Consider the following 26,432-nt stretch of genomic DNA (forward strand, 5'->3'; position numbering starts at 1 on the left):
GGTTGCTATATGTGAACCGACATTCGACTCATAATTCGGGTAACCCCGAGTTCGAACCTACTCGTCGGTATGTAAGCTCTGGTCGTTCGACCAGTCCGAGAGGCGGATCACCCCTGATGCAGACAATGTTGCGTGCCACAGTGGCGGCAGTCGCCACGGCGGTGCTCATTCCATTCGTCACCCAGAGCGCGATCGCCGCGCCGGAGCCGTCCGGTCCCGACGGGGGCGCGGCCGGCGCCGCCTGGGTCGCGGCCGAGGACGGTCCCCAGCAGTACCCGAATGTGAATATCCAGTGGGATGTCCCGATCACCATGAGCGACGGCACCGTCCTCCAGGGCAACGTGTACCGCCCGGCGGATTCTGCGGGGCGTCCGATCGACACCTCGACGCCCACCGTGGTCAATCTGACTCCGTACACCAAACTGGTCTCGAATATCGCCGACAGCGCCATGTCCATCCCTGGCCTGTCCGACGCTCTGATCGAACTGTTCCGACAGATCGACCTCAGCGGCACCCCACTATCCGGCGTCACCGATCTGACCAAATCCTTCGGCGGCGGCGAACTGCGCAACTTCGCGGTCGACCGTCAGCTCATCAAGAGCGGTTACACCCAGGTCGTCGTCGATGTGCGTGGCACCGGTTTCTCCCAGGGCACCTGGGACATGTTGCGCCAGCGCGAACAGCAGGACACCTACGAGGTGATCGACTGGGTCGCGAGTCAGCCGTGGTCCAACGGCCGCATCGGCATGAACGGCCTGTCGTATTCGGGCATCAACCAGCTCCAGGTGGCCGCGATGCGACCGCCCGCCCTGAAGGCGATCTTCCCTGTCGTGCCGGGCAGCGACCTGGTCAACGATGTGCTCGCACCTGGCGGCGGATTCGGCTTCAACTTCATTCCGCTGTGGCTGACCGCCATCAACGGCCTCAAGCTCGTACCGGATGTCGCATCGATACTCAACGGACAGTTCGATATGAAGTGGCTCGCGGATCGCGCGAAGGATCCGTTCACCTTCATGGATGTGCTGCTCAACGTCTACAGCACCACCCGGATCGAGGACCTGGACCCGCGTGCCAAGGAACTGCTGACCGGTTCGTCGACATCGCGCGCGGCTTGGCTCGGCGATCCGAGCAAGATTCAGGTGCCCACCTTCGTCACCGGTGGCTGGCACGATCTGTTCACCTACTCGGAATCCAAGATCTACAACGAAATTCCGCTGCCCGCGGGCCAGAAACAGCTGCTGATGGGCAATACCTACCACGTCAGCTCCGGCAATGAATACGGTAAGCCCGGCCTGCCGCCGCGTCTGGACGTGCTGCAGCGTGCCTGGTTCGACAAGTGGCTCAAGGGAATCGACAACGGTATCGATCAGTACGGCCCGATCACGCTGCGCCAGCAGGGCGGCGGCTGGATCACCACCGACTTGTTCGCCGATCCGCAGACCGGATCCCGAGATGCCGAATATCGCCGGATGTATCTGTCCGCCAACCGAAGTGGCACCGCGAACAGCCGGTACGACGGATCGTTGCTCGCCGCGGCGAGCCCGGACCCGGCGCGGCTCACGGTCGCGCCAGGCCTGACTACCCTGTGCTCCAACGACGCAGCGCAGGGTAGCGCGGGTTTCCTCTCGATCATCGATGGCTGTGCCAAGGACTCCCGGATCGCGGAGCTGAACGGGCTGACCTTCACCAGCGACCCGGTCGTCGAGCCGACAATCATCTCCGGCCGAATCGCCGCGCACCTCAATACTGTTCAGGATGCGACTGACGGCTACTGGGTGGTCACGGTGAACGATGTCGCTCCGGACGGTCAGTCCACCGTGCTGTCCTCGGGCCAGTTGATGGCGTCGCTGCGTCAGGTCGACGAGCCGAACAGCACCCGTTCCGCCAGCGGCGATTACACCGACCCGCGTGCCTACACATCGCTCGACCTGCGTCAGCCGACCGTGCCGGGGGAGGAGACGACCCTCGATATCGCTCTGCCCGCCACCGAGGCGATTCTGCAGCCGGGCCATCGCCTGCGCGTGGATGTCTTCGCGGGCAACTTTCCCAAGGGCCTGCCGGTACTGCCGATGCTGATCGATACGGGTCTGAAACCGCAGCACATCCAGTTGGATCCGGACCGGGCGAGCTTCGTCAACGTTCCGGTGCAGGGCAGGCCGGGATGGTGAAACTGACCTGACAACAGAGTTGAGCTATCCGCTCGGGTAGCGGCGCCTCTTCGGCTTTATCCGAATGCGCCCGAGTTTCGCGAATAACCAGTGCGGACGAACGCGGGCTGATAAGCCGAATCCGGCCCGAGCGTGCACCTCTCGCGCATTCATGCTCGAATCCGCGGGGTATGGGCGATTGGTGCACGCTCGGACCGTTCTCACGGGCTAGTCGGCCACGGCGAACGCCGCGTCCAATGGCGGGAAGATCGCGCGGGCGTCCGCGCCGGAGAACCAGAGACCGACGGTGAATACCGAGGTGGCCTCCAGGTATTTGGCCCGATGCAGGCCGCCCGCCGAAATCGGTTGGAGTGCCAGATCTTCCGCCAGCGCCGCGACCTGTTCGACGGCGGAAGCATCGTCACCGCAGATCGGTACCGCCAGCCTGCGGTCCTCGAAGACACGAGTTTCCGATTCCCAGACCTCGGCCGCGCAGACGTTGAACGCTTTCACCACATGCGCCTCGGGAACCGTCGCCGCGATGCGAGCGGCGACCGCGTCCTCGGACAGCACGAATGCCGGAACTCCTGCCGGCGCGGCCTCGTCCGGCAGGAACGCATTGGTGCAGTCGATCACAGTCCGCCCGGCGAGTTTTCCGCCGATCTCACCCAGTACTTCGTCAAGGGCGCTTACCGGTAGCGCCAGCAGCACGACCGCCCCGAATTCGGCGGCCGCGCCGACGCTTCCGGCTCGCGCTCCGTGCCCGATGGTTGCCGCCAGCGCGTCCGCGCGGGAACGAGCGCCGATGAGGACCTCGTGCCCGGCTGCGGCCCAGCCGCCGCCGAGTGCCTTCGCCATCGCGCCCGCCCCGATGATTCCGATTCGCATATCAACTCCTGATTCGGGATGTATACGGCACTGACGCTAGAGATTTCGATAGGCACCCGAAGGTGCGCAATGACGATGGCAGGCTGGTCTCATGACGGTCGAACATGCCGAACCAGTGGAATTCGCGCCCTATGGCGACTACGAGGCCGACTGTCCGGCCCGCCTCGGCGTCGACCTGTTCGGTAACCGCTGGCTCGCGGTCATCGTCTACATGTTGCGCGAAGGCCCGATGCGCCCCGGTGACCTGCGCACCGCCATCGGCGGCATCAGCCAGAAGATGCTCACGCAAACGCTGCGCCGGATGGAAACCATGACGCTCATCGAGCGCCACCGCTACGCCGAGGCGCCGCCGCGCGTCGAATACGAACTGACCGAAGCCGGACGCGATCTGCTCATTACGATCTATTCCCTCGGCGAATGGGCCGACCGCCACGGCGACTCGGTGCGCTCGGCAATGTCGGATTCCGACGAGTGAAAACGATCCGGACGCCATCGCGCGAACAACGCGTAAACAAGCGGCTAACGGGCCTGGAAGTGCCCATGACCTGCGTGAAACTTCGCGTACCCCGAGTTGGGTTGTCGGTTGGCGACCGTACGATTCAAGTGTGAGTGTTCCGCAGGCCGTACTGCTGGCAGTTCTCGCGGCTGTCGTCGGCCTGGCAGTCGGCGGGCTACTGATCCCGTTCATGAACGCCAGGCAGGCCGCCCGCAGGCAGGCAGATTCCGGTCTCACCATGTCGCAGGTGCTCGACCTGATCGTGCTCGCCTCCGAGAGCGGAATCGCGGTCGTCGACGAATACCGCGATGTGGTGCTGGTCAATCCGCGCGCCGAGGAACTAGGCCTGGTCCGCAACCGGCTGCTCGACGAACGCGCCTGGGCCGCGGTGGAGAAAGTGCTCGCCACCGGCGAATCCACCGAATTCGATCTCACCGCCAAGAACCCGATGCCCGGCCGCAGCCGGATCGCGGTGCGGGGGGTAGCCAGACAGTTATCGCGCGAAGAGACCAGTTTCACCGTGCTGTTCGCCGACGACGATTCCGAACAGGCCCGCATGGAGGCGACCCGCCGGGACTTCGTCGCCAATGTCAGCCACGAACTCAAGACCCCCGTCGGCGCGATGAGCCTGCTGGCCGAGGCCATGCTGGAATCCGCCGAGGACCCCGAGGCCGTCCGGCACTTCGGTCAGCGCGTACTCGGTGAATCCCGGCGCCTGGGCAAGATGGTCACCGAATTGATCGCGCTGTCGCGACTACAGGGCGCGGAAAAGCTACCCGAGCTAGAGGTGGTCGACGTCGACACCGTGGTCATGCAGGCGGTCGACCGCTCCCGCACCGCCGCCGAGGCCGCGGGCATCACCGTCAGCACCGATCGCCCGAGCGGACTCGAGGTGCTCGGCGATGAAACCCTGCTCGTCACCGCATTGTCCAACCTGGTGGAGAACGCCATCGCGTACTCACCCGCCGGTTCCCACGTCTCGGTGAGCCGCTCACTGCGCGGCGATCACGTCGCGATGGCGGTGACCGATCGCGGCATCGGCATCGCCAAGGAAGACCAGGAGCGGGTCTTCGAACGGTTCTTCCGATCCGATAAGGCGCGCTCGCGCGCCACCGGTGGTACCGGCCTCGGCCTGGCTATCGTCAAGCATGTGGCGGCCAACCACAACGGTGAGATCACCCTGTGGAGCAAGCTCGGCACCGGATCGACGTTCACCCTGCGAATACCTGCCCACCATGAAACCGGCGGCGAAGAAGAAGTCGACGGTCCCGCGGTGAGCATGAGAGAAACACACCCGCGCCCCTCGGGGCCGGGCAGACCCAATGGTGTGGAGGCACGCAGATGACGAGTGTTCTGATCGTCGAAGATGAGGAGTCGCTGGCCGATCCGCTTGCGTTCCTGCTGCGCAAGGAGGGCTTCGACGTCACGGTCGTCGGTGACGGACCATCCGCGCTCGCCGAATTCGACCGCTCCGGCGCCGATATCGTACTGCTCGACCTGATGCTGCCCGGTATGAGCGGCACCGATGTGTGCAAACAGCTGCGCACCCGCAGCGGCGTCCCGGTGATCATGGTCACCGCGCGTGACAGCGAGATCGACAAGGTGGTGGGCCTGGAGCTCGGCGCCGACGACTACGTCACCAAGCCGTACTCGGCGCGCGAACTGATCGCCCGCATCCGTGCCGTGCTGCGCCGCGGCGCGGGCGATGAACTGGACGGCGGCAATGAGAGCGGTGTGCTCGAGGCCGGTCCGGTCCGGATGGATGTCGACCGCCACACCGTGCACGTCAACGGCAGGCAGGTCACCCTGCCATTGAAGGAATTCGATCTGCTCGAATATCTGCTGCGCAATTCCGGGCGAGTGCTCACCCGGGGCCAGCTGATCGACCGGGTCTGGGGCGCCGACTATGTCGGCGACACCAAGACCCTCGACGTGCACGTCAAGCGATTGCGCTCGAAGATCGAGGGCGATCCGGCCAAGCCGGAGCATCTGGTCACCGTCCGCGGCCTCGGCTACAAGCTCGAGGCCTGACCGCCTCCCCGAATATTCGCAGACGCCGAGGCCCCGACAACCTCGGCGTCTGCTGCGTGCGTCCGAGAATCAGGGCAGGTAGACCCAGGTGGGGCCGAGGCCGGGGAGGTCGTTCTTGTGCAGGGTGATCCAGCCGAGGTCGTCTTCCTGCATGCAGTCGTAGACGTCGCCCGCGCTGGTGCCGCGGCAGGCGATGGTGCGGGTGACGCCGTAGGGGCTCATGATCAGGTTCTTGCCGTTCGCCTGGGCGTTGATCGCCTCGGGGGTATTGGCGGGCAGGAAGTCGGCGGTGAAATCGGCGTATTTGGCCGGGTCGCCATTGGGCTCGGCATGCGCGGCACCGGTCAGCGCGGCGGTGGCGCCGAGCGCGATGGCGGTCAGGGTCAGGGCTTTTTTCAACATGACCGCACATCCAACCGCATCCGAGTAAAGCCTGCATGGCGGGCAGGTGAATCACCCCAGATAGGTCACCCCAGATAGGTCCCCCAGATAGGTCACCCCAGATAGGTCACGCCGACTGGTCTGTGACGTGGTCGTCGGATCTCATTCGATTTGCATGCACGGTCGCGGGATGGATCGCGATGAGGCCGAGTCCCTCGCGGCGTTTGCAGTGTCTGGCCAGCTCTTCGTAGGCGGGTGCGCCGAGTAATTCCTTCAGTTCGGGAGCGTAGGACTGCCACACCGGACGGGTGCCGACGTGGGCGTCGGGGGAGCCTGAGCAGTACCAATCCAGGTCCTCGCCGCCGGGTCCCCAGCCGCGCCGGTCGTATTCGGTGATGGTGGTCTTCAGGATTTGCGCGCCGTCCGGGCGTTCCACCCAGTCCTGGGTGCGCCGGATCGGCAGCTGCCAGCACACGTCCGGCTTCACCTCGAGCGGCTCGATGCCCTTGCGCAGCGCCATGGTGTGCAGCGCGCAGCCGACGCCGCCCTCGAAGCCTGGGCGGTTGAGGAAAATGCAGGCGCCGTCGAAGCGGCGGGTGCGCAGCGCGGGCTCGTCCTCCAGTTCGTCGAGCTCGAGATAGCCCTTCTTGGTGATCTTGCCGTCGGCGTCGGTCGCCTCATCCATCAGCTGCCAGTCGCTCGGTGTGAGCATTTTCACAGCATTGGTCAATCGTTTGCGGTCGTCCTTGTCGGAGAGGAACGCGCCGTGCGAGCAGCAGCCGTCATCGGGGCGGTCGCTCAGAATTCCCTGACACGCCGGAGTTCCGAAAACGCACGTCCAGCGCGACAGCAACCAGGTCAAATCCGCGACGATCACATGCTCGTCGTTTGCTGGATCCACGAACTCGATCCATTCACGGGGAAAGTCGAGATCGACCTCCGGTGCCGGATCGATCTTTCCCGCTGGTCGGGGCCTCTTGGAGCCGCTGTTCGTTGCGCCTACCGTCACACTTCAGGACGCTAACAGTTCAGTCGCCTGGGCTAAAGGGCCGGATCACCCAGTACCGTATTCATGTGCGGCTTGGGGTACTCGATGTCGGAAGCAATACCGTCCACCTGCTAGTGGTGGACGCCCATCGCGGTGGTCACCCGATGCCGATGAGCTCGACAAAGGCCACCCTCCGGCTATCGGAGAATATCGATTCCGACGGCTGCATCACCGTCCAGGGGGCCGAACGGCTGATCGCGACGGTGGCCGAATTCGCCAGCATCGCCGAGACTTCCCGCTGCGTGGAGCTGATGCCGTTCGCGACCTCCGCGCTGCGTGAGGCCGCGAACTCCGATGAGGTACTCGCCAGGGTCCGCGCCGAAACGGGTGTCGAACTGCAGGTGCTCTCCGGTGTCGACGAGGCCCGGCTGACCTTCCTCGCCGTGCGCCGCTGGTACGGCTGGAGCGCGGGGCGGATCCTCAATCTCGATATCGGCGGCGGCTCACTGGAAATGACCAACGGCGGCGACGAGGAACCCGATCTCGCGGTCTCGCTGCAACTCGGTGCCGGACGGTTGACCAGAGAGTGGCTGCGTGAGGATCCGCCGGGTAAGCGCCGCGTCGCGGTGCTGCGCGATTGGCTCGACGCGGAGCTCGTCGCACCGGCGAAAGAGCTGCTGGAGACCGGAAAACCGGATCTGGCGGTCGGTACCTCGAAGACGTTTCGGTCGCTTGCCCGGTTGACCGGAGCGGCACCTTCTTCGGCCGGGTTGCGGGTGCGCCGTACACTCACCAGCTCAGGTCTGCGCCAACTGATTGCCTTCATCTCGAGAATGACGGCGGCGGACCGTGCAGAATTGGAAGGCGTAAGTTCTGATCGGTCACAGCAATTGGTGGCTGGCGCATTGGTCGCGGAGGCGAGTATGCGGGCACTATCGCTGGATACCCTCGAGATTTGTCCGTGGGCACTGCGCGAGGGGCTGATCCTGCGCAAACTGGATACCGATATGAACGGCGGACCGAGAGCTACGGCTTTGCCGGGTGTCGTTGTGGAAACGAGCGGTAAGCCGGTGCCCGGCGGTGGTCTATCGGGCCCGATGGAAACGGTGTCGTCATGAGTGAGGATTCCAAGCAGCTCTCGGTTGCCGAGCTGCTGGCACGCAATGGCCAGCAGGGCGCATCCGCCGGTGGCGGCGGACGGCGGCGGCGCAGTGGTCGCGGCATCTCGGTGGCCGAGCTGACCGGTGATCTGCCCGCCATTCCGGCCGGCGGTGGCGGTGGCCATTCGGCGCACGCCGCACCCGAGGACGACGAACCGGCGTACGAGCCAGTCGCGTACGAAGCCAATGGGTACGAAGCCAACGGGTACGAGGCGAACGGGTACGAGGCGAACGGGTACGACGCGTCGGGTTACCAACCTTCCGGCTTCCAGTCGGGCGGGTACGCGTCCGGTTTCGAAACGCCTGCGCAGGAACCCACTTCGTATGCCGCGCCGGATCCGGCGCCCTACGCCGCACCCGACTTGCCCAACTACTCGCCGATGTCGGGGCCGATCACCCGGTACGACCCACTCTCGGCCTACGCCCCTGCGGAAGCACCGGCCGATCCGCTGCCCCCGCCGGGATATTCGAGCCGAGTCATGCCTGGACGGGAGATGCCGGATTCGTCGTCGCGGCATGCCGCGCCCGCGGAGCCGCTGTCCACGCCGATATCGGATCTGTACGCTCCGGCTCCCGATCCGTACACCCCGGCTCCCGATCCGTACACCCCGGCTCCCGATCCGTACGCGCGGGACCCGCTGGCCGATGGGGCGGTCGGCTCGGGAAGCACCGGCCGCCGACATCGGCACGCCGAACCGGCGGAGGAGACCACCGATGTACGGCCGCTGCGCGATCTCGGCCGAAACATGGGCGCCCCGCCCGAAAGCCCGCCGAACGGATCGAGATCCGGCGGTCGGGCCGCCCGGCGACGCGCGGCGGAGGCAGCCGAAGCCGAGGCCAACAACGCCGGACCATCGACCGCTCCATGGTCGCCGTCCACCAATGGCTTCACACCGGAATCCGCGCCGCTGCCGATATCCCCGCTGCCGGACGGTCCGTCGCGCGGAGGTCATCCCGAGCCGCCGGATCAGCGAAGATCCGCACGGCGCGATGGTCCGCCCGACCGCGCTCTGCCCGCCTGGTCGGCGCGAAGAAACGTAGCGCCCAATAACAGTGCGCCCGAATCAGAGAGCGTCCCAACTGCCGGGTGGTCACTGGCCAGTCAGGATCAGCAGCTCGTCTCCGGCCAGACCGTGGCGGGCGACCTGCTGCGCGACGAGGTCGAGCGCGCCGAGGCCCAGCGGGCGAACGGGCGCGCCGCGGAGCGCAACGGGCGTGGCCGACGCGGCAGATCAAAGCCCGTCGAGCCGGATGATGTGTACGACGGTCTAACCGATGTGTATGAACCGTTCCCGACCGGCGATGTCCTCGACGACGACGAGGATTTCGACGGTGACGATGTCGATTCGGAACATTCGTTCGCCTCCCGCTTGTCCCCGAGACGCGCTCGCTCGCGGATCGCACGCAAGTCCGAGTACGACGCCAATCGCCGACAGTGGATGATTCTGGGCGGTCAGAGCACCGGCGCAGCGGTCGCCGGAATGTTGCTGTTCAAGGGCTTCGAGCGCATGTGGGAAATGCTGCCCTGGGTGGCGCTGTGCTTGGCGATGATCGTGATCTTGGGCTTGGTGGCACTGGTGCGAATACTGCGGCGCACCGATGACATTCTCAGCACGGTGATAGCCGTCGTTGTCGGCATCTTCGTCACCCTGGGACCGCTAGCCTTTCTACTCAGTACGAACTGAGCAGGGAGCGGTTGTGGGGAACATCGGGCAGGCGGACGACACCAGAACGGCGAGCGCGGCCACGGGGCGCGCTCCAGATCCCGACGTGCGCACCGAACCCCATTCGCCGGTCGAAGCGGCCGGTGGATCCGGCGGTCAGCAGATCCTCGTCGGTCTCTCGACGGCCTCGGTATATCCGCAGAACACCGAGTCGGCCTTCCGGTACGCGGCCGAAATCGGTTACGACGGTATCGAATTGATGGTCTGGGCCGAACCGGCCAGCCAGAGCATCGCCGCGGTTCAGGCCTATTCCCGCAAATACGGTGTGCCGGTACTGGCGATTCACGCACCGTGCCTGCTGATCTCCCAGCGGGTGTGGGGTTCGGATCCGGTGGCCAAACTCGAGCGCAGTGTGCGCACCGCTGAGGCGCTCGGTGCGGGCACCGTGGTGGTGCATCCGCCGTTCCGCTGGCAGCGCAGATATTCGCAGGGCTTCGCCGATCAGGTGGCCGAGTTGGAGGAGCACAGCCACGTCATCGTCGCGGTGGAGAATATGTTCCCCATGCGCGCGGACACTCTCTTCGGCCGCAAAACCGGCTCGGCGAAGCGGCTGGAGCGCCGTGGCGGACCCGGTCCCGGCCTGACCGCGTTCAGTCCGTCCTACGATCCGACCGATACCGGATTCCGGCACTACACCCTCGATATCTCACATACCGCGACCGCGGGCGCCGATCCGCTGGCGCTGGCCGCGCGGATGGGCCAGGGCCTCGCGCACCTGCATCTCGCCGACGGCTGCGGCGCGGCGCACGACGAGCATCTGGTGCCGGGCGAGGGCACCCAGCCCTGTGTCGAACTGTGCGCGGCACTGCTGCGGTCGGGTTTCGCCGGTCATGCGGTCGCCGAGATCAATACCCAGAACGCGCGCACCACCCAGGGCCGTACGGACATGCTGAACCGCACGCTGGAGTTCGCCAGGACGCACCTCAACGCATCCGCTCCGGCTCCCACGCACGCCAACCAGGTGTGATGCCGCACCTATCTACCGGCAGAGGGGAATTCCGACCGCGAATCGCTTCGTTCTACGCTGTACGAACGCCGCGTCTCGCCGATGCGGCCGACCGACGACAGGAGTGACGATGCCGGAGCTGACCGCCGAACTCGAGCAGGCCATCACGACGGACGCACCCTTCAGCCGGGTGTGCACACTGACCGAACTGCTGTCGGCCAACCCGGATAGCGGCCGCTACCTGGGCATCATCGACAAAATCTGGACCATCGGGCCGAAGGTGCACGGCGGCACCATGGTCGCGGCCAGCGCCGCCGCGGCCACCCGCTGGCTGCGCGCCTCCGATCCGGCCCTGGTTGGCATGGCGCCCATCGCGGCGAGCTCCGATTTCCTCGGCGCGCCCGAGCCGGGAGAGGTCGAGTACGAGGTGCACATCCGCAAGGTCGGTCGTCAGATCTGCCTGGTCGATGTGAACCTGGTCCAGAGTGGGCGCACGCTGGTGCGTACCGCGTTCACCTTCGGCCATCTCGACGATGCCGACCCGATCTACGCGCAGCAGCACGCTGATATGCCGATCGAACCGCCCGCCGACGCCATCGGTTACCGGGATTCGTCGATGGGCAAGATCGTCCATGTGGCGCGCGGTGCCGAACTGTTCATCGATCGGGAGTGGGCCCGATTCCTCGACGGCGCGAAAGGTGAACCGCGTCTGCGTCTTTGGATGCGTCCGTTCGAGGGCGACCAGCGGGATGCGGATATCGCCATGTACTTCGCGATCATGGCCGCCGATATGAGCCCGCCGGTCCCGCAGAATCTCGGCCAGTTCGGTTGGGCCCCGACGGTTCAGATGACCACCTACCTGCGCCGCCGCCCGGCCCCCGGCTGGCTGCGGATCATCGCGACCAGCCACCAGGTCGGCGCGCGCATGTTCGACGAAGACCAGCTGATTCTCGACTCCACCGGCGCGGTTGTCGCACAGAGCCGTCAGCTCGCGCTGGTGCCGCAGCAGCGCTAGGACCGGTTCCCCAGCGCCCTGCCGATATTGCCGCGCGATTAGCCTTAGCGCTATGACGAGAGTTGCGGTGATCGGTGGCGGTCGCATCGGGGAGGCGTTGATCGCCGGATTGCTCGAATCCGGACGGGCGGCGAAGGATTTGGTCGTCGTCGAGACACATGCCGATCGGGCCGAACTCATCGGCGATCGCTTCGGCGTGCGGGTCACCGATTCGATCGCGGACGCGATCGTCGGTGCGGATGTCCTGGTCATTGCCGTCAAGCCGGGTGATGTGGATACGGTCCTGACCCAGCTCGGCAAGGCCGAACTCGACGCCGACCGCGATCAGATCCTGGTGTCGCTGGCGGCGGGTGTGCCGACGGCGCGACTGGAGAACAAGCTGCCCGCCGGCTTCCCGGTGGTGCGGGTGATGCCGAATACCCCGATGCTGGTCGGCCAGGGCATGAGTGTGCTCGCACCGGGCCGCTACGCCCGCTCGGAACAGCTGGCCCAGGTGACCGAGCTGCTCGCCGCGGTCGGCAAGGTGGCAACTGTGACCGAGGCGCAGATGGATGCGGTGACCGCGGTCTCGGGTTCCGGACCCGCGTACTTCTTCCTGGTGGTCGAGGCCATGATCGACGCCGCTGTCGGACTCGGCCTGACCCGCGACGTCGCCACCGAGCTCGTCGTGCAGACCATGCTCGGCTCGGCCGCCCTGCTCGAGAGCTCCGGACAGACCGCCGCCGAGCTGCGTGCCGCGGTGACTTCGCCGGCGGGTACGACCGCCGCCGCGGTGCGTGAATTGGAGCGTGGCGGGGTGCGCTCGGCCTTCCTCGAGGCATTGCATGCGGCGAAGCACCGATCCGCGGAACAGGGTGCCAATGACGGGGCTGGCGGCAGCGCTTCCTGAGCGATCTTGGACGGGCGTTCATCAAACATCGTGCGTCTACAGGGTGACCGGTCGGTTCCCAGCGTGTAAACCGGATTTCTCACACCCGTCGCAGTAATCCCACTGGTCCCGCTAAGCTTCAAGGAGCACGTGCGTGTCTGTTCCGCCGGTGGGGAAGCTGGCGGCGCGGACGTGCCGGAGGTCAGTGGTGCGATGATGTCTAACAAGATGTCTGCAAATAGTTCAGGGACGTCGCCAGGAAGTTCCGGACCATCGAGTGGCCGGGCTGGTTCCCGGACCCAAGGCGGTTCGGCGAATCCGTCGCAGTCAGTGCTCGGAGGAGGTACTCAGTTCCTCACCGTCGCCGAGGTTGCCAATCTCATGCGGGTATCCAAGATGACGGTCTATCGGCTGGTGCACTCGGGTGAGTTGCCCGCCGTGCGGGTCGGTCGCTCGTTCCGGGTGCATGCCAAGGCGGTGCACGACTATTTGGAGACGTCCTACTTCGACGCTGGATGAGGCGGTTTCATCAGCTTGACGGTGTCCCGGTAGGATGAATCCTCGGTTCGTGTGCGCCTGCCGGCGGCACCGCTTTGTGGTGTCCGGTGCCAGCTGGCGGCGCGGACGCTGAAATAGGCGTACGTGATTGGCGTGCGCGCCGAGTAGAGAGAACGCGAGGACAACCCTATGGGTTCTGTGATCAAGAAGCGCCGCAAGCGCATGTCGAAGAAGAAGCACCGCAAGCTGCTTCGCCGCACGCGTGTTCAGCGGCGCAAACTCGGCAAGTGAGTAGCTGCGCATTAGCTGAGAGGCCCGTCACCGATTGGTGGCGGGCTTTTCTTTTTGAAACAGCGAATTTTGAAATTTGCTCATGTATCAGGTGACTGAAGTCATCGTTAGAAGCTGGTTAATACCCTCTGCGCATCGCAGTCGACCGGTTACTCTGGTACCGCAGTAAACAGAATTGGGGGCTGTCACAGTTGGGATCCGGTGCGGTGGGTTCTGAGATACGGGATGGACATACACCCAAAGTGGTTATGGTGACCGGTGCCAGCCGATTCTTCGGCGGCAACGTGGTCGCCCGTTTGACCCAGGATCAGAACATCGAACGCATCCTGGCCGTCGACACCATGACCCCGAGTCGTGAGCTGCAACGGCGCATGGGCCGCGCCGAATTCGTCCGCGCCGATATTCGAAATCCTTTGATTCGCAAGGTAATCGGCGGCAATGAGGTCGACACCGTTGTACACGTCGCGATGCTCACGCATCCGCCGGCCGGCGGCGGCCGGGCGGTGATGAAGGATCTCAACGTCCTCGGCGCGATGCAGCTACTCGCGGTCTGTCAGAAATCGCCTTCGGTGCGGCGCGTGGTGGTGCGCTCGACGTCTGCGGTCTACGGATGCAGTGCGAAGGATCCCGCCAAATTCACCGAAGAAATGAGCGCGCGAACCCCACCGAGTGGTTGGTTTGCTCGCGACATGATCGAAATCGAAGGATTCGTCCGCGGACTCGCTCGGCGCCGTCCCGATATAGCCGCTTCCATTTTGCGTTTGGCGCCCATTGTCGGCCCGCGATTGGCCCGCCGCGGTGTGCAGTATCTGCGTTCACCGGTCGCGCCGACGGTCCTCGGCCGCGATGCCAGGCTGCAGTTGCTGCATGAGGAGGACGCCATCGCCGCGATGGCCCATGCGGCGCGGCAGGCGCCCGGCGGCACCTACAACATCGCCGGGGACGGCGCACTGGTGCTATCGCAGGCGATCCGGCGTGCGGGGCGGATCGAGCTGCCGATCCCGTGGTCGGTCTTCCGCACCGCGGGCCGCGCGATCATGGGCCCGATCATGCGTGATTTCACGAGTGAGCAGATCGACTATTTCCATTTCGGCTGTGGCCTCGACACCACCCGCATGCGCACCGAACTCGAGTTCGTCCCGCGCTGGACGACGGTGCAGGCATTCGACGACTTCATTGGGGGCGCAGCGTCGCGGCCCGTCATCGATCCAGCGTGGATCGATGCCGCAGAACATAAACTGCTCGGCCTGCTCGGGGCCGGTACGGGAGCACATACATGAATGACGTAGCGAAAGTCATCCAACTCCACGATCTGAATATCGAAACGCGCCAGCGGACCACGCCGCGGCGCTGGCCGGAGCCGCTGACCGGCGAGGTCACGCCCAGCCCGGTGGTGACGTCGCTGACCGAACGTCTCGCGGCCGCCGAACCCCCGCCGCCGCGTTCGGTGTCGGATATGCTGCGCGGCGCCATCGGCAAGCAGATCCGCAGCACTGCGGATTTCGCGCGCCGTCGGCTCACCGGCGACTATCAGATCGACGAATTCGGATTCGACGAACATCTGCTCGAATCGTTGATCCTGCCCGCGCTGCGGCCGCTCTCGGATTACTGGTTCCGGGTGCAGGTCAACGGGATCGAGAATATTCCGGAAGCCGGTGGTGCGCTGATCGTCGCCAACCACGCGGGCACCATCCCGCTCGACGGGCTGATGCTGCAACTGGCGATCCATGACCGGCATCCGAAGGAACGCGCGCTGCGCCTGCTAGCCGCCGATCTCGTCTTCGAGACGCCGGTGCTCGGCGTGCTCGCCCGCAAGGCCGGACACACCCTGGCCTGCCATCCGGACGCCGAAAGGCTTCTGCGCGCAGGGGAATTGACCGGGGTATTTCCCGAGGGCTTCAAGGGCGTCGGTAAGCAGTTCACCGATCGCTATAAGCTGCAGCGCTTCGGTCGTGGCGGATTCGTCGCGGCGGCGGTGCGCACCGGCACGCCGATCATTCCGTGCTCGATCGTCGGTTCGGAGGAGATCTATCCGAAGCTGGCCGATATCAAGCCGCTGGCCCGGCTGCTCAATCTGCCCTACTTCCCGGTGACGCCGCTGTTCCCGCATCTGGGTCCGCTCGGTGCGCTGCCGCTGCCGTCGAAGTGGTACATCGAATTCGGCGAGCCGATCGCGACCACCGGCTATGAGGCCGAGGACGCGGACGATCCGATGACCATGTTCGAGGTCACCGACCAGGTCCGCGAAACCATTCAGCAGACCCTCTACAAGCTGCTCACCAAGCGCCGCAACCCGTTCACGGGCTAGTGCTCGCGGCGCCGGGTGACCGCCGCGGCGACCGCACCGCCGGCGGCGCCGAGTGCCAGCGCGGTCGGCACGCCGATCTTGGCTGCCTTGCGTCCGGTACGGAAATCGCGGATCTCCCAGCCGCGATTCTTGGCTACCTCGCGTAGGTCCGAATCCGGATTGATCGCTACCGCGGTGCCGACCAGCGACAGCATCGGCACATCGTTGTGGCTGTCGGAGTAGGCCGTACAACGCTTGAGGTTCAAGCCTTCTCGGATCGCCAGCGTACGCACCGCATGCGCCTTACCGAGTCCGTGCAGGATGTCGCCGACCAGTCGCCCGGTGAACTTTCCGTCCACGCTCTCGGCGACCGTACCGAGCGCACCGGTCAGCCCGAGTCGCTTCGCGATGACCTGCGCCAGCTCGACCGGCGTCGCGGTTACCAGCCAGACCTGCTGTCCGGCGTCCAGATGCATCTGTGCCAAAGCCCTTGTGCCGGGCCAGATCTTGTCGGCGATGATCTCGTCGTAGATCTCCTCGCCGAGGGCGGCGAGCTCGGCGGTGGGACGGCCCGCGATGAATGCCAGCGCCTTCTCCCGGCCCGCGGCCATATCGGTGCTGTTCTCCTTGCCGGTGACCCGGAATTTCACCTGCTTCCAGGCGACGTCCACCAGATCGGAGGTCTTGAAGTATTTGCGCGCGGCCAAGCCGCGGGCGAAATGCACGATCGACGCGCCCTGCACCATGGTGTTGTCGACATCGAAAAATGCCGCCGCGGTCAGATCCCGCGGCACCTCGGGCCCGGTGGCCTCGATATCGGCTTCGGCGAGTTCGGCATCGTGCAGCGACAGCGCCGCCTCGGCACTGGCCTCACCGGCCAGATTGGCCCGCAGCTCTTCCTCGCTCGGGCCGAACGGGCTGCGAGAGATGCGCGCGAGCTGGTCCTGCAGACCCTGGCCGAGCCGACCCTGATTCCACCGCACCGGAAACTCACCGAATCGTCCCGCGATGAAACCTGCCCTTGCCACCTTCGATTGTTCCGGCACCAGTACCTCCGCCCGTCGCGCGAACCACAACCACATTAGCTGGCCGCGGTGACAGTTAAGGCACTACCGCGCGCTCCGATCGGGGCGTGGCGAGGGGATTTAATATCGGCCATGACCAATCCCACACATTCGGTGACGCTGTTGACGAGATCGGGCTGCGGGCTCTGCGTCACCGCGCTCGAGCAACTCCGGGCGATCTGCGCCGATTTCGATATCGAGCCGTCCACCGTCGATGTCGACGAAGCCGCCGCAACCGTCCCTGGCCTGCGCGCGGAGTACGGCGACCGGCTTCCCGTGGTGCTTTTGGACGGCCGTGAGCACAGCTATTTCGATGTCGACGAGCCCCGATTGCGGGCCGACTTGACTCGCTGAGGGATTGCTGATCCGGCCCGATTCCGCCGCGATGCTGGTCGCGGCGGAAAATGAGGCCAAATTCACCGACTTTGTGAAGGGCTGCACAAGCGGTTACGGTGGTGGCACGCGACCCGCTCGCCGAGGCTGCGGATCCACCGCGTAATGAACCCAGCATTCCGAATACTTCGACCATGGCACCGGACCGCCCCGAGCCCGAGGTCGAACGACGAACCGGACCTCGCCGGAGGCCGGAACGAGGAGCCGACGACGTGACAGAGCAGCATGAGGCGCCGAGTGGCGTCTCCGGCAGGGCTCTGCAGAAGGACATCCCCCAGGCCACCGTGGCGCGGTTGGCCACCTATCTCCGGGTCTTGGCCATGTTGGCCGACGACGGTGTTGCCATCGTATCGAGTGAGGAACTGGCTGTCGCGGCGGGTGTCAATTCGGCCAAATTGCGCAAGGACCTTTCCTTCCTCGGCCCCAACGGTGTTCGGGGTGTCGGCTATGACGTCGCCAAGTTGCGCACCAGGATCGAAGATGTGCTCGGGCTGTCACAGGGACATCGGGTGGTACTGGTCGGCGCCGGAAATCTGGGCCGCGCCCTGGTGGGCTACGGCGGATTCCGGCGCCGCGGTTTCACCGTGGTCGGCATGTTCGACAACCATCCCGAGGTGATCGGCCGCTCTGTCGCTGGTCTGGTGGTGCGCGATGTCGCCGATCTGGCCCCGGCCATCGATGCGTTGAAGCCGACCATCGGCGTGCTCACGGTGCCCGACGCCGCGGCACAGGATGTCTGCGATCTGCTGGTCGCCTCCGGGCTGCAATCGATTCTGAGCTTTGCCCCGTGTGAGCTGACCGCACCGGAGACGGTGGAGGTGCGCCGGGTCGATCTGGCGGTCGAGTTGCAGATGCTGTCTTTCGAGACCGCACGCAATGCGCCGCCGCTGCCCGAGGTCGCGCACGCCGTTTCCGGTCGCATCGCCCACCGCGCGCCCGCGCACACCGCTGCCGGACATCCGGCACTCAAGCACTCGACGACCTCGCATTCGGCAACGGAGCCATCCAGCAAGGGATCGGTGGTTACACCATGAGAGAGCGCAGCGAACGAATCCTGTGCCAGCGCGCCATGCGCATGACGGAGCCGAGCGCCGGCGAGGCGCGGTCATGAGCATTCTTTTAGTCGGGATTTCGCATCGCAGCGCGCCCGTCTCGATTCTGGAGAAGGTCGCGATCACCGACGCGGACCGGCCGAAACTGATCGATCGAATGCTCGCCTCCAGTCATGTCTCCGAGGCGATGATCGTCTCCACCTGCAACCGCGTCGAGGTCTACGCCGTGGTGGACGCCTTCCACGGCGGTCTCGCCGAGGTCGGCGAACTGCTGACCAAACATTCCGGCCTGCCGCTGCCGGATCTGACCAAGCACGCCTACGTCCGCTACAGCGAGGCCGCCGCCGAACACCTGTTCGCGGTCGCCAGCGGCCTGGATTCGATGGTGATCGGCGAGCAGCAGGTGCTCAGCCAGATCCGCGGCGCCTACGCTTCCGCCGATGCCCAGCAGGCGGTCGGGCGAACCATGCACGAACTCGCACAGCACGCGCTGCGCGTCGGCAAGCGGGTGCATTCGGAGACCGGTATCGACCGGGCCGGCGCTTCGGTGGTTTCGGTCGCCCTGGATCGATCGCAGCAGGTGCTCGGCCCGCTCGCCGGGCAGACCGCCGTGGTGCTCGGGGCCGGGGCAATGGGCGGACTCGCCGTCGCGCATCTGTCGCGGGCGGGCATCGGGCGCATCATCGTGGTGAATCGCACGTCGGCCCGGGCCAAGCGGCTGGCAGCGACCGCGCGCAGTCACGGTGTCGAGGCACATTCGATGGAACTGTCGCGCCTGACCGAGGCCATGGCGGCCGCGGACGTCGTGATCACCTGCACCGGCGCGGTCGGCGCGGTGGTGACGCTGGCCGACACCCATCGCGCACTCGCCGAACGTGAGCGCGCCAGCCAGGTGGAACGGCCGTTGGTGTTCTGCGATCTCGGTCTGCCGCGCGATGTCGAACACGCCGTCGCCGGACTGCCTGGCGTCTCAGTCATCGATATCGAGACGTTGCAGCGCGATCCGGCGGCCGGTGCGGCCGCCGACGATACCGTCGCCGCCCGCTCGATCGTCGCCGACGAACTCGCGAAATATCTTGCGGGCCAGCGCATGGCGGAGGTCACCCCGACCGTCGCCGCCTTGCGGCAGCGCGCGGCCGAGGTGGTCGAGGCCGAATTGCTGCGCCTGGATTCCCGACTGCCCGGACTGGCCGATCCGGAACGTGACGAGGTGGCGCGCACCGTGCGTCGCGTGGTGGACAAGTTGCTCCACGCGCCGACGGTGCGCGTAAAACAGTTGGCCTCCACCCCGGGCGGCGATACCTACGCCGAGGCGCTGCGGGAACTGTTCGAGCTCAAACCCGGTGCGGCGCAAGCGGTTGCGGCTCCTATGGAGCTCAGTTCGATCAGCGACGAGCACACCGCGATTCGCTTCCTCGGCGATGTTTCGGTCGACCCGCAAGCGATCGTCGACGGCAGCGAGATCGCATTGGCCGACGACTTCACCGCCGGACACCGCGGCGAAGAACAGGGGCAGACGGCATGACAGTCGTGCAGGAAGAGGCAAACGTGACCGCAGGCAGCATTCGCGTGCCGTGGCGGATCGGCACCAGAGGCAGTTTGCTCGCCCTCACCCAGGCGGGCACCATCCGCGACAACCTGATCGCGGCCGGACACGATGCGGAGCTGGTGGTCGTCAAGACCCCGGGCGATCTGTCCTCGGATCCGGTGCAGCAAATCGGTGTCGGCGTGTTCACCTCGGCACTGCGCGACGAACTGGCCGCCGGGAATATCGATATCGCGGTGCATTCGTACAAAGACCTGCCGACCGCCCAGGATCCGCGTTTCACCATCGCCGCCATCCCGCCGCGCGAGGATCCGCGTGACGCACTGGTCGCGCGCGACGGTCTAGTGCTCGGCGAACTCCCCGCCGGTGCCCAGGTCGGCACCTCGGCGCCGCGCCGCGTGGCCCAGTTGCGTGCCCTCGGACTCGGCTTGGACATCGTGCCGCTGCGCGGCAATCTCGACACCCGGCTGCGCAAGGTCAGCGAAGGGGAGTTGGACGCGGTCGTGGTGGCCAGGGCCGGACTGGCCAGAATCGGTCGGCTCGACGTGGTCACCGAGGCGCTCGAGCCGGTGCAGATGTTGCCTGCGCCCGCACAGGGTGCGTTGGCGGTCGAATGCCGCAGCGATGACAGCGGACTGATCAAGGCGCTGACTGAACTCGACGACGCCGCGACCCGTGCGTCTGTCATTGCCGAACGGTCGCTGCTGGCCGAACTGGAGGCCGGTTGCACCGCGCCGATCGGCGCGATCGCCGAGGTCGTCGAATCGCTCGACGATGACGGCAGAATTGTCGACGAACTCTCGTTGCGCGGTTGCGCGGCGGCCGTCGACGGCTCCGATGTATTGCGAGCCTCCGTGGTCGGCGCTCCGGAGCGCGCCGCGGAGCTCGGCCGTGAGTTGGCCCGGGAACTGCTCGATCTGGGCGCTCGCGAGTTGCTCAGCACGCCGGAATCAGCGGTTAGTCCGCCCACTGACTTTTCCAATTCCAGCCCAATGGAGAACAACCAATGAGCGAGCGCAGCGAGCGAATCAACAGCACAGCGCCCCCGGCGATGTCCGTGCCGAGCGCTAGCGAGGTACGGGCATGAACCGAGCACACAAGAAGCATCCGGGTCGGATCCTGTTTGTCGGGTCGGGGCCCGGCGACGCGGCACTGCTGACAGTGCGTGCGCGCGAGGTGCTGGGGCGGGCGACATTGGCCTTCACCGATCCCGATGTCGACAAGGGCGTGCTCGCCCTGATCGGTATCGCGGTCGAACCGAGCGAGGACGGTGAGCGTCCGGTGGACGTGCGGCCCGCGCTCGGCGACCCCGCCGAGGTAGCCAAGACGCTGATCGCCGAGGCCCGCAGTGGGCACGATGTGGTCCGTGTCGTCGCGGGCGACCCGCTGACGACCGATTCGGTGATCGCCGAGGTCAATGCGGTGACGCGCTCGCATATGGTTTTCGAGGTGCTGCCGGGCCTGCCCAATGGTTCCGCCGTGCCCAGCTTCGCCGGTATCGCGCTCGGCTCCGGACACACCGAGGCCGATGTACGCGGTGAGGTCGACTGGGCCGCACTGGCCGCCGCGCCCGGCCCGCTGGTGCTGTCGGCGACCTCGGGTCATCTGGCCGAAACCGCGAGTGCGCTGGTCGAACACGGTATGGCGCCGCAGACCCCGGTCGCGGTGACGGTGCGTGGCACCACCCGCCAGCAGCGCACCATCGAGGCCACCCTGGCCACGCTCAACAGCGCGGCCTCCGAATTGGTCGGCCCGCTGGTGGTGACCATCGGCAAGGTGGTCGCGCAGCGGTCGAAGATGTCGTGGTGGGAGTCGCGGGCGCTGTACGGCTGGACCGTGCTGGTGCCGCGCACCAAGGATCAGGCCGCCGAGATGAGCGAGCGGCTGGTCACCCACGGCGCCATTCCGATGGAGGTGCCGACCATCGCGGTCGAGCCGCCGCGCAGCCCGGCGCAGATGGAGCGCGCGGTCAAGGGCTTGGTCGACGGCCGCTACCAGTGGGTGGTGTTCACCTCCACCAATGCGGTGCGCGCGGTCTGGGAGAAGTTCGCCGAATTCGGTCTGGACGCACGGGCCTTCTCCGGTGTGAAGATCGCCTGCGTCGGCGAAGCCACCGCGGACAAGGTGCGCTCGTTCGGCATCAACCCGGAGCTGGTGCCGAGCGGCGAACAGTCCTCCGAGGGGCTACTCGCCGACTTCCCGCCCTACGACGATGTTTTCGACCCGGTGAACCGAGTCCTGTTGCCGCGCGCGGACATTGCCACCGAAACCCTGGCCGAAGGTCTGCGCGACCGCGGCTGGGAAATCGATGACGTAACTGCCTACCGCACCGTGCGCGCCTCGCCGCCGCCCGCCGAGACCCGCGAGATGATCAAGACCGGTGGCTTCGACGCGGTGTTGTTCACCTCGTCCTCCACGGTCCGCAATTTGGTCGGTATCGCGGGTAAGCCCCACGCGCGCACCATCGTTGCGTGCATCGGCCCGAAGACCGCCGAGACGGCCATCGAATTCGGCTTGCGCGTGGATGTGCAGCCGGAGGTCGCCCAGGTCGGTCCGCTGGTCGAGGCGTTGGCCGAGCATGCGGCTCGACTGCGCGCCGAGGGGCTGCTGCCCCCGCCGCGCAAGAAGAGCCGCCGCAGCCGCTGAATATCCGTTGCCTACCCGGTTGTGCGGCGAAGGCAGGCCTTTCGAGCGACCTGCAAGCAATCGCTAGCTGACCGTTTCGAGCGACCTGCAAGCAATCGCTAGCTGACCGTTTCGAGCGACCTGCAAGCAATCGCTAGCGGTGTGGCCCTTCGCCGCACAACCGGAGCTGCCGCAACCGTTGAGCTCCGTTGATCAGCGGCTGTAGCGCATCAGGGTCCGCACCAACCGGCAGGTGGTGTCGGACGGCGGGCGGATATCGATGAGTTCGGCTGTGCGCCGGATCCTTTCGTTGCTGGCTTGGCTCGGCAGGTAGATCCCGGAGTCGAGCAGGGCGATGGTCAGCCGCATGGCCTTGAGCCGCCGATTGTGCGAGATGTACCACTTGCGCGGCCGCCCGGTGGGCAGTGGCCGCTTCTGCAGCGGAACATAGGGCCGATCGATAACCTTCGACTTCGGTGCGGTGTTGGGCACGGTGGCGTCCTCCCGTCGCGATCGGGAACCCGGAGCGATTCCCTCGAACACACCTTCGATTTTACTCCTGCCCACCGACAAAAACGCCCGCCCACAAGGGCTTTCGCACGCTACTGCCGACTGTGCGGTGATCCGCGAATCCCGCGTTCCAGCCGGAACAACCGGGGACGCGGTGCCCGGCTGTGAGACGGGATGCTCGGTGCGCGTGATTTGTTGGCGGGTGCGTGTTCAGACATCATCCGCCCCTCGCACCGCACTCTTCGAGCGCCGGTACATCACCCCGCAGCAGGCCCGGGAATGCGCACCGATCCGAGACCGTCGTGCGGTGCGCCACCGTTACCGATCCGGCCGCAACGGCCGCGGCAGAACCGCCGGACGAGCCACCAGAGCTGCGCGGGATTCCACAGGTTCCGGGTGATGTGGCCGGCGACCGCCGGGGGCTCGCGGTGTCGCGCAGCGGGCTTATCGAATCTTCGAGACATCCTTCACGGGGATGATGTGGTGTCCTCCGATCGGCCGAAAGGTCGGGCCGGTAGGAGGAAGTGGCCCGCGCCACCCGCCGAGATGATCGGTGCATGCATACGGAATCGACACCGGATACCGAATCCACTGGGGGACAGAGTCGTTCACGCCGGGCGTTCATGGGACTCGCGGCCGCCGGTGCGGGTGCCGCCGCGGTTGCGACGGCCGTTGTGGTGCCGCCGTACCTGCGCGATCCGCCGACCGATCCGCTTCCGACGGCGGCTTCGAGTGGGCGCTTCGCCGGGAAGGTGGTGCTGGTGACCGGCGGTACATCCGGTATCGGCGAGGCCGCGGTGCGAGCCTTCGCCGCCGAGGGCGCGTCCGTGGTGTTCTGCGGTCGCCGCGAACAGCTCGGCAAACAGGTCGCCGAATCCATCGGCGGCGCAGCACACTACGTGCGCGCTGACGTTCGCGTTCGGGCTGATATCGAACAACTGGTCGCCGAGGTGGAGCGCCGGTTCGGTCGCCTGGATGTGGCATTGAACAATGCGGGGATCAGAATCGAGGGCGCGGCCGAGGAACTGCCGATCGAGCAGTGGGACGACGTCCTCGACACCAATCTGCGCGGAGTCTTCCTCTCGGTGAAATACGAGGTACCGCTATTGGAGCGCTCGGGCGGCGGGGTGATCCTGTGCACGACCTCGAAATCATTGATGGCCGATGCGCCGGCCTACTCGGCGAGTAAGGCCGGGATCGAGGGGATGGTCGGCTCGATGGCCCAGCAGTACGGCCCGCGCGGTATCCGGGTCAATGCGATCGCGCCGGGTACCACCGATACCGCGTTGATCCGCCCGGCCGGCCTGCCGGATGCGATGTGGTTGGTGTTCAAGGACGCGTGGGGTCCACTGAATGTCTCCGCGCTGGGCCGAATGGCCGAGCCTGCGGAGATCGCTCGCGCGATCCTGGCACTATGCGGCGACGACCTCGGATATATGGCGGGGTCGACCGTATTGGTCGGCGGCGGTCCGTTCGGCGGCGGAAAGATGCAGATGCCGCCGGGGTTCCCGGCCCGCTGATCCGTCGGCGCACCCGCCGCCTGCGACTCGCATTCGGACCGGGCGTATCGTGCGGTTTATGACCGGATTGGACCGCCCGCGGCGGTTGCGCCGTACCCCCGCCCTGCGTCGTCTCGTGGCCGAAACAACTCTCGAGCCACGGCAATTGGTGCTGCCGATGTTCGTCGCCGACGGACTGGAGGAGCCGCGCGAGATCGGCTCCATGCCCGGCGTGCTGCAGCATTCGATGGATTCCCTGCGCAAGGCGGCGGTCGAGGCGGTCACCGCCGGTGTGGGCGGGCTCATGCTCTTCGGTGTGCCGCTGCCCGAGGACAAGGACGCCACCGGCAGCAAGGCCAGCGATCCCGACGGCGTTCTCAACCGGGGTCTGCGCGCGCTCGCGGACGAGGTCGGCGATTCGACGGTGGTCATGGCCGATACCTGTCTGGACGAATTCACCGATCACGGGCACTGCGGCGTGCTGTCGGCGGACGGTGCCGTCGACAACGACGCCACCCTGCACCGCTACGTGGAGATGGCCCTCGCACAGGCCGAAGCCGGTGCGGATCTGCTCGGTACCAGCGGCATGATGGACGGTCAGGTCGGCGCGATCCGGCGCGGACTGGACGCGGTCGGGCGCACCGATACCGGCATCCTCGCCTACGCGGCGAAGTACGCATCGGCCTTCTACGGTCCGTTCCGCGAGGCGGTCGCGTCCTCGCTGGAAGGGGATCGGCGCAGTTATCAGCAGGATCCGGCGAACCGCCGCGAGGCTATCCGGGAGCTGCAACTGGATCTGGCCGAAGGCGCGGACATCGTGATGGTCAAGCCCGCGATGTCGTATCTGGACATCCTGCGCGATGTCGCCGACCAATCGACGGTGCCGGTGGCCGCGTATCAAATCTCGGGCGAATACGCGATGATCACCGCCGCCGCCCAGCGCGGCTGGATCGACCGCCGCGCCGCCATCCTGGAATCGTTGATCGGCATCCGCCGGGCCGGCGCGGATATGGTGCTCACCTACTGGGCGACCGAGGCCGCGCACTGGCTGTCGTGACGAATCCGCCCAGACCCGAGGCCCCGGAGTCGGAGTCCGGCAGTCCGAAGTCGTTGGAGTCGTCGAGTTCGGAGTCGGCATCGCAGTCATCCTCCGAGCCGGGTGGATCCGATTCGCCGGACCGCGAGTCGGGCGGGGCGGAGTCGCGCGGGTCGAGTCCGCGAGGAGCCGATACTCAGGGACCGAATCCTGCCGAGCCCCTGCCGGAGGGCGTGCATCCAGCTGCGGCGCATCCGCCCGGCCCGATTCCGCCCGGACTGCATCCGCAGGGCGCGATTCCGCCGGGGGAGTATGCACCGATGCCGTACCCGCTTGGGATGTATCCACCGGGGCCGCACCCGCGTGGACCAATTGTCGGACCGCCGCGGCCGCGGCCCGAACCGCCGGAGGACATTCGGACGGCGCGGCAATTGTGGTGGGGCGTAATTGGATTCGGCCTTCTGCAGATGATCGGGTCGGTCGTTGCGGCGTTTCAGCAGCGCAAGGATTTCGCACAGAAGATGTACGACCAGGTACACGTCGGCGATCCGAATTTCACGATGGCCAATGCCGAGCTAATGGTCTCGTTGGCCTTTGTTGTCGCTGTGGTGATCGGGTTGGCCCTGGCCGCATTCGCTTTGCTGTTCGTGCACCAGTTCGTGCGCGGAAAGCTGTGGGCGCGCACGCTTTTGACCGCTGTCGGCGTCTGGCTCGTACTGGTCGCGGTGGGCACGCTGTTCGCGCTGGAAGCGGTGACCGGGGCGGCCTCGCTGCTGGCCGGTGGTGCGGCAATCGTGCAGGGCGTGCTGGCGGCGGGTGCGGTGTATTTGAGTCACCGTCCGGACTCGACTGCCTACTTCCAGCTGAATCGCAGGTGACCCGCGGCTGGAGCGGTCGCGAGTTTGTCAAGAAATCGGCAGCATGTATCGTGAGGGTTGTCACAGAGGACATGGGAACCGGAAGTCACTTGTTGCGCGTTGTCTTACG

Annotated in this window: 26 protein-coding genes; 21 read left to right on the top strand and 5 right to left on the bottom strand. The window is 66.2% G+C overall.

The genetic code is table 11. The features are described from left to right. Positions 1-116: 116 nt before the first annotated feature. Positions 117-2,168, top strand: coding sequence for a CocE/NonD family hydrolase (locus tag ACIBI6_RS27415; protein WP_396958290.1), 2,052 nt, complete (start codon positions 117-119; stop codon positions 2,166-2,168). Positions 2,169-2,375: 207 nt separating this feature from the next. Here the strand turns inward: ACIBI6_RS27415 and ACIBI6_RS27420 are convergent, their stop codons facing one another. After that, entirely contained in the window at positions 2,376-3,035 is a 660-nt protein-coding gene (locus ACIBI6_RS27420; protein WP_364356259.1) for an NAD(P)-binding domain-containing protein, read from the bottom strand. A gap of 91 nt (positions 3,036-3,126) precedes the next feature. On the opposite strand from ACIBI6_RS27420, the gene ACIBI6_RS27425 reads away from it, so the two are divergent. The 3 genes from ACIBI6_RS27425 (at position 3,127) to ACIBI6_RS27435 (ending at position 5,562) form a co-directional block, all read left to right on the top strand. Further along, positions 3,127-3,510, top strand: coding sequence for a helix-turn-helix domain-containing protein (locus ACIBI6_RS27425; protein ID WP_364356256.1), 384 nt, complete (start codon positions 3,127-3,129; stop codon positions 3,508-3,510). A 130-nt stretch (positions 3,511-3,640) separates the two neighbouring features. Next, complete coding sequence (locus ACIBI6_RS27430) at positions 3,641-4,876, top strand: ATP-binding protein (protein WP_364356253.1); 1,236 nt, start codon at positions 3,641-3,643, stop codon at positions 4,874-4,876. Then, on the top strand, positions 4,873-5,562 hold the full coding sequence (locus ACIBI6_RS27435) for a response regulator transcription factor (protein WP_364356250.1): 690 nt from the start codon (positions 4,873-4,875) through the stop codon (positions 5,560-5,562). The genes ACIBI6_RS27430 and ACIBI6_RS27435 overlap by 4 nt, the downstream gene beginning before the upstream one ends. Before the next feature lie 69 nt (positions 5,563-5,631). Here the strand turns inward: ACIBI6_RS27435 and ACIBI6_RS27440 are convergent, their stop codons facing one another. Together ACIBI6_RS27440 and ACIBI6_RS27445 are read right to left on the bottom strand one after the other, a co-directional pair. Beyond that, positions 5,632-5,964: a hypothetical protein gene (locus tag ACIBI6_RS27440; RefSeq protein WP_364356247.1), complete on the bottom strand. Its 333-nt coding sequence runs from the start codon at positions 5,962-5,964 to the stop codon at positions 5,632-5,634. Between the two features lie 106 nt (positions 5,965-6,070). Next, the gene (locus ACIBI6_RS27445; RefSeq protein WP_396958291.1) at positions 6,071-6,952 is read right to left on the bottom strand and encodes a hypothetical protein; all 882 of its coding nucleotides are present in this window, start codon (positions 6,950-6,952) and stop codon (positions 6,071-6,073) included. 65 nt (positions 6,953-7,017) lie between these two features. Between ACIBI6_RS27445 and ACIBI6_RS27450 the strand changes: the two genes are divergently transcribed. From ACIBI6_RS27450 to ACIBI6_RS27490, 9 genes are all read left to right on the top strand, one after another. Further along, positions 7,018-8,049 carry a Ppx/GppA phosphatase family protein gene (locus tag ACIBI6_RS27450; RefSeq protein WP_364356244.1) on the top strand — a complete coding sequence of 344 codons (1,032 nt, stop codon included), beginning with the start codon at positions 7,018-7,020 and terminating at the stop codon, positions 8,047-8,049. After that, positions 8,046-9,776 (top strand): hypothetical protein, encoded by a 1,731-nt coding sequence (locus ACIBI6_RS27455; RefSeq protein ID WP_364356241.1) that lies wholly within the window; start codon positions 8,046-8,048, stop codon positions 9,774-9,776. The genes ACIBI6_RS27450 and ACIBI6_RS27455 overlap by 4 nt, the downstream gene beginning before the upstream one ends. Positions 9,777-9,918: 142 nt before the next feature. Then, positions 9,919-10,782, top strand: coding sequence for a sugar phosphate isomerase/epimerase family protein (locus tag ACIBI6_RS27460; protein WP_396958336.1), 864 nt, complete (start codon positions 9,919-9,921; stop codon positions 10,780-10,782). Between the two features lie 109 nt (positions 10,783-10,891). Then, positions 10,892-11,776, top strand: a complete 885-nt coding sequence (locus ACIBI6_RS27465) for a thioesterase family protein (protein ID WP_396958292.1) — start codon at positions 10,892-10,894, stop codon at positions 11,774-11,776. Between the two features lie 52 nt (positions 11,777-11,828). After that, positions 11,829-12,665, top strand: coding sequence for a pyrroline-5-carboxylate reductase (proC, locus tag ACIBI6_RS27470; protein ID WP_364356235.1), 837 nt, complete (start codon positions 11,829-11,831; stop codon positions 12,663-12,665). A 207-nt stretch (positions 12,666-12,872) separates the two neighbouring features. Beyond that, a complete protein-coding gene (locus tag ACIBI6_RS27475) occupies positions 12,873-13,163 on the top strand; it encodes a helix-turn-helix domain-containing protein (RefSeq protein WP_364356232.1) in 291 nt (96 codons plus the stop codon). 168 nt (positions 13,164-13,331) lie between these two features. Continuing rightward, positions 13,332-13,433: a 30S ribosomal protein bS22 gene (locus ACIBI6_RS27480; RefSeq protein WP_003402602.1), complete on the top strand. Its 102-nt coding sequence runs from the start codon at positions 13,332-13,334 to the stop codon at positions 13,431-13,433. A 248-nt stretch (positions 13,434-13,681) separates the two neighbouring features. Beyond that, positions 13,682-14,713: an NAD-dependent epimerase/dehydratase family protein gene (locus tag ACIBI6_RS27485; protein WP_364356398.1), complete on the top strand. Its 1,032-nt coding sequence runs from the start codon at positions 13,682-13,684 to the stop codon at positions 14,711-14,713. Further along, positions 14,710-15,741: a lysophospholipid acyltransferase family protein gene (locus tag ACIBI6_RS27490; protein ID WP_364356229.1), complete on the top strand. Its 1,032-nt coding sequence runs from the start codon at positions 14,710-14,712 to the stop codon at positions 15,739-15,741. Before ACIBI6_RS27485 ends, ACIBI6_RS27490 begins: the two co-directional genes overlap by 4 nt. Here ACIBI6_RS27490 and ACIBI6_RS27495 read toward each other — a convergent pair. Continuing rightward, positions 15,738-16,748 carry an HAD family phosphatase gene (locus ACIBI6_RS27495; protein ID WP_040696263.1) on the bottom strand — a complete coding sequence of 337 codons (1,011 nt, stop codon included), beginning with the start codon at positions 16,746-16,748 and terminating at the stop codon, positions 15,738-15,740. The genes ACIBI6_RS27490 and ACIBI6_RS27495 overlap by 4 nt on opposite strands. Positions 16,749-16,877: 129 nt before the next feature. Between ACIBI6_RS27495 and ACIBI6_RS27500 the strand changes: the two genes are divergently transcribed. The 5 genes from ACIBI6_RS27500 (at position 16,878) to ACIBI6_RS27520 (ending at position 22,421) form a co-directional block, all read left to right on the top strand. Beyond that, the gene (locus tag ACIBI6_RS27500; protein ID WP_364356226.1) at positions 16,878-17,138 is read left to right on the top strand and encodes a glutaredoxin family protein; all 261 of its coding nucleotides are present in this window, start codon (positions 16,878-16,880) and stop codon (positions 17,136-17,138) included. A 251-nt stretch (positions 17,139-17,389) separates the two neighbouring features. Further along, a complete protein-coding gene (locus tag ACIBI6_RS27505; protein WP_364356223.1) occupies positions 17,390-18,211 on the top strand; it encodes a redox-sensing transcriptional repressor Rex in 822 nt (273 codons plus the stop codon). 73 nt (positions 18,212-18,284) lie between these two features. Continuing rightward, positions 18,285-19,754, top strand: coding sequence for a glutamyl-tRNA reductase (locus ACIBI6_RS27510; protein WP_396958293.1), 1,470 nt, complete (start codon positions 18,285-18,287; stop codon positions 19,752-19,754). Next, positions 19,751-20,785, top strand: coding sequence for a hydroxymethylbilane synthase (gene hemC / locus ACIBI6_RS27515; protein ID WP_396958294.1), 1,035 nt, complete (start codon positions 19,751-19,753; stop codon positions 20,783-20,785). The genes ACIBI6_RS27510 and hemC overlap by 4 nt, the downstream gene beginning before the upstream one ends. A gap of 73 nt (positions 20,786-20,858) precedes the next feature. After that, positions 20,859-22,421 (top strand): bifunctional uroporphyrinogen-III C-methyltransferase/uroporphyrinogen-III synthase, encoded by a 1,563-nt coding sequence (locus ACIBI6_RS27520; protein WP_364356214.1) that lies wholly within the window; start codon positions 20,859-20,861, stop codon positions 22,419-22,421. 192 nt (positions 22,422-22,613) lie between these two features. Here ACIBI6_RS27520 and ACIBI6_RS27525 read toward each other — a convergent pair whose 3' ends face one another. Continuing rightward, positions 22,614-22,943, bottom strand: coding sequence for a hypothetical protein (locus tag ACIBI6_RS27525; protein WP_364356211.1), 330 nt, complete (start codon positions 22,941-22,943; stop codon positions 22,614-22,616). Positions 22,944-23,467: 524 nt separating this feature from the next. On the opposite strand from ACIBI6_RS27525, the gene ACIBI6_RS27530 reads away from it, so the two are divergent. The 3 genes from ACIBI6_RS27530 (at position 23,468) to ACIBI6_RS27540 (ending at position 26,323) form a co-directional block, all read left to right on the top strand. Further along, positions 23,468-24,430, top strand: coding sequence for an SDR family NAD(P)-dependent oxidoreductase (locus ACIBI6_RS27530; RefSeq protein ID WP_396958295.1), 963 nt, complete (start codon positions 23,468-23,470; stop codon positions 24,428-24,430). 58 nt (positions 24,431-24,488) lie between these two features. Beyond that, complete coding sequence (gene hemB, locus ACIBI6_RS27535) at positions 24,489-25,466, top strand: porphobilinogen synthase (RefSeq protein WP_364356205.1); 978 nt, start codon at positions 24,489-24,491, stop codon at positions 25,464-25,466. Positions 25,467-25,912: 446 nt separating this feature from the next. After that, positions 25,913-26,323 (top strand): hypothetical protein, encoded by a 411-nt coding sequence (locus ACIBI6_RS27540; RefSeq protein ID WP_364356202.1) that lies wholly within the window; start codon positions 25,913-25,915, stop codon positions 26,321-26,323. Positions 26,324-26,432: the final 109 nt, after the last annotated feature.

Source organism: Nocardia sp. NPDC050412 (assembly GCF_044458825.1).
In the GTDB taxonomy this organism is placed as follows: domain Bacteria; phylum Actinomycetota; class Actinomycetes; order Mycobacteriales; family Mycobacteriaceae; genus Nocardia.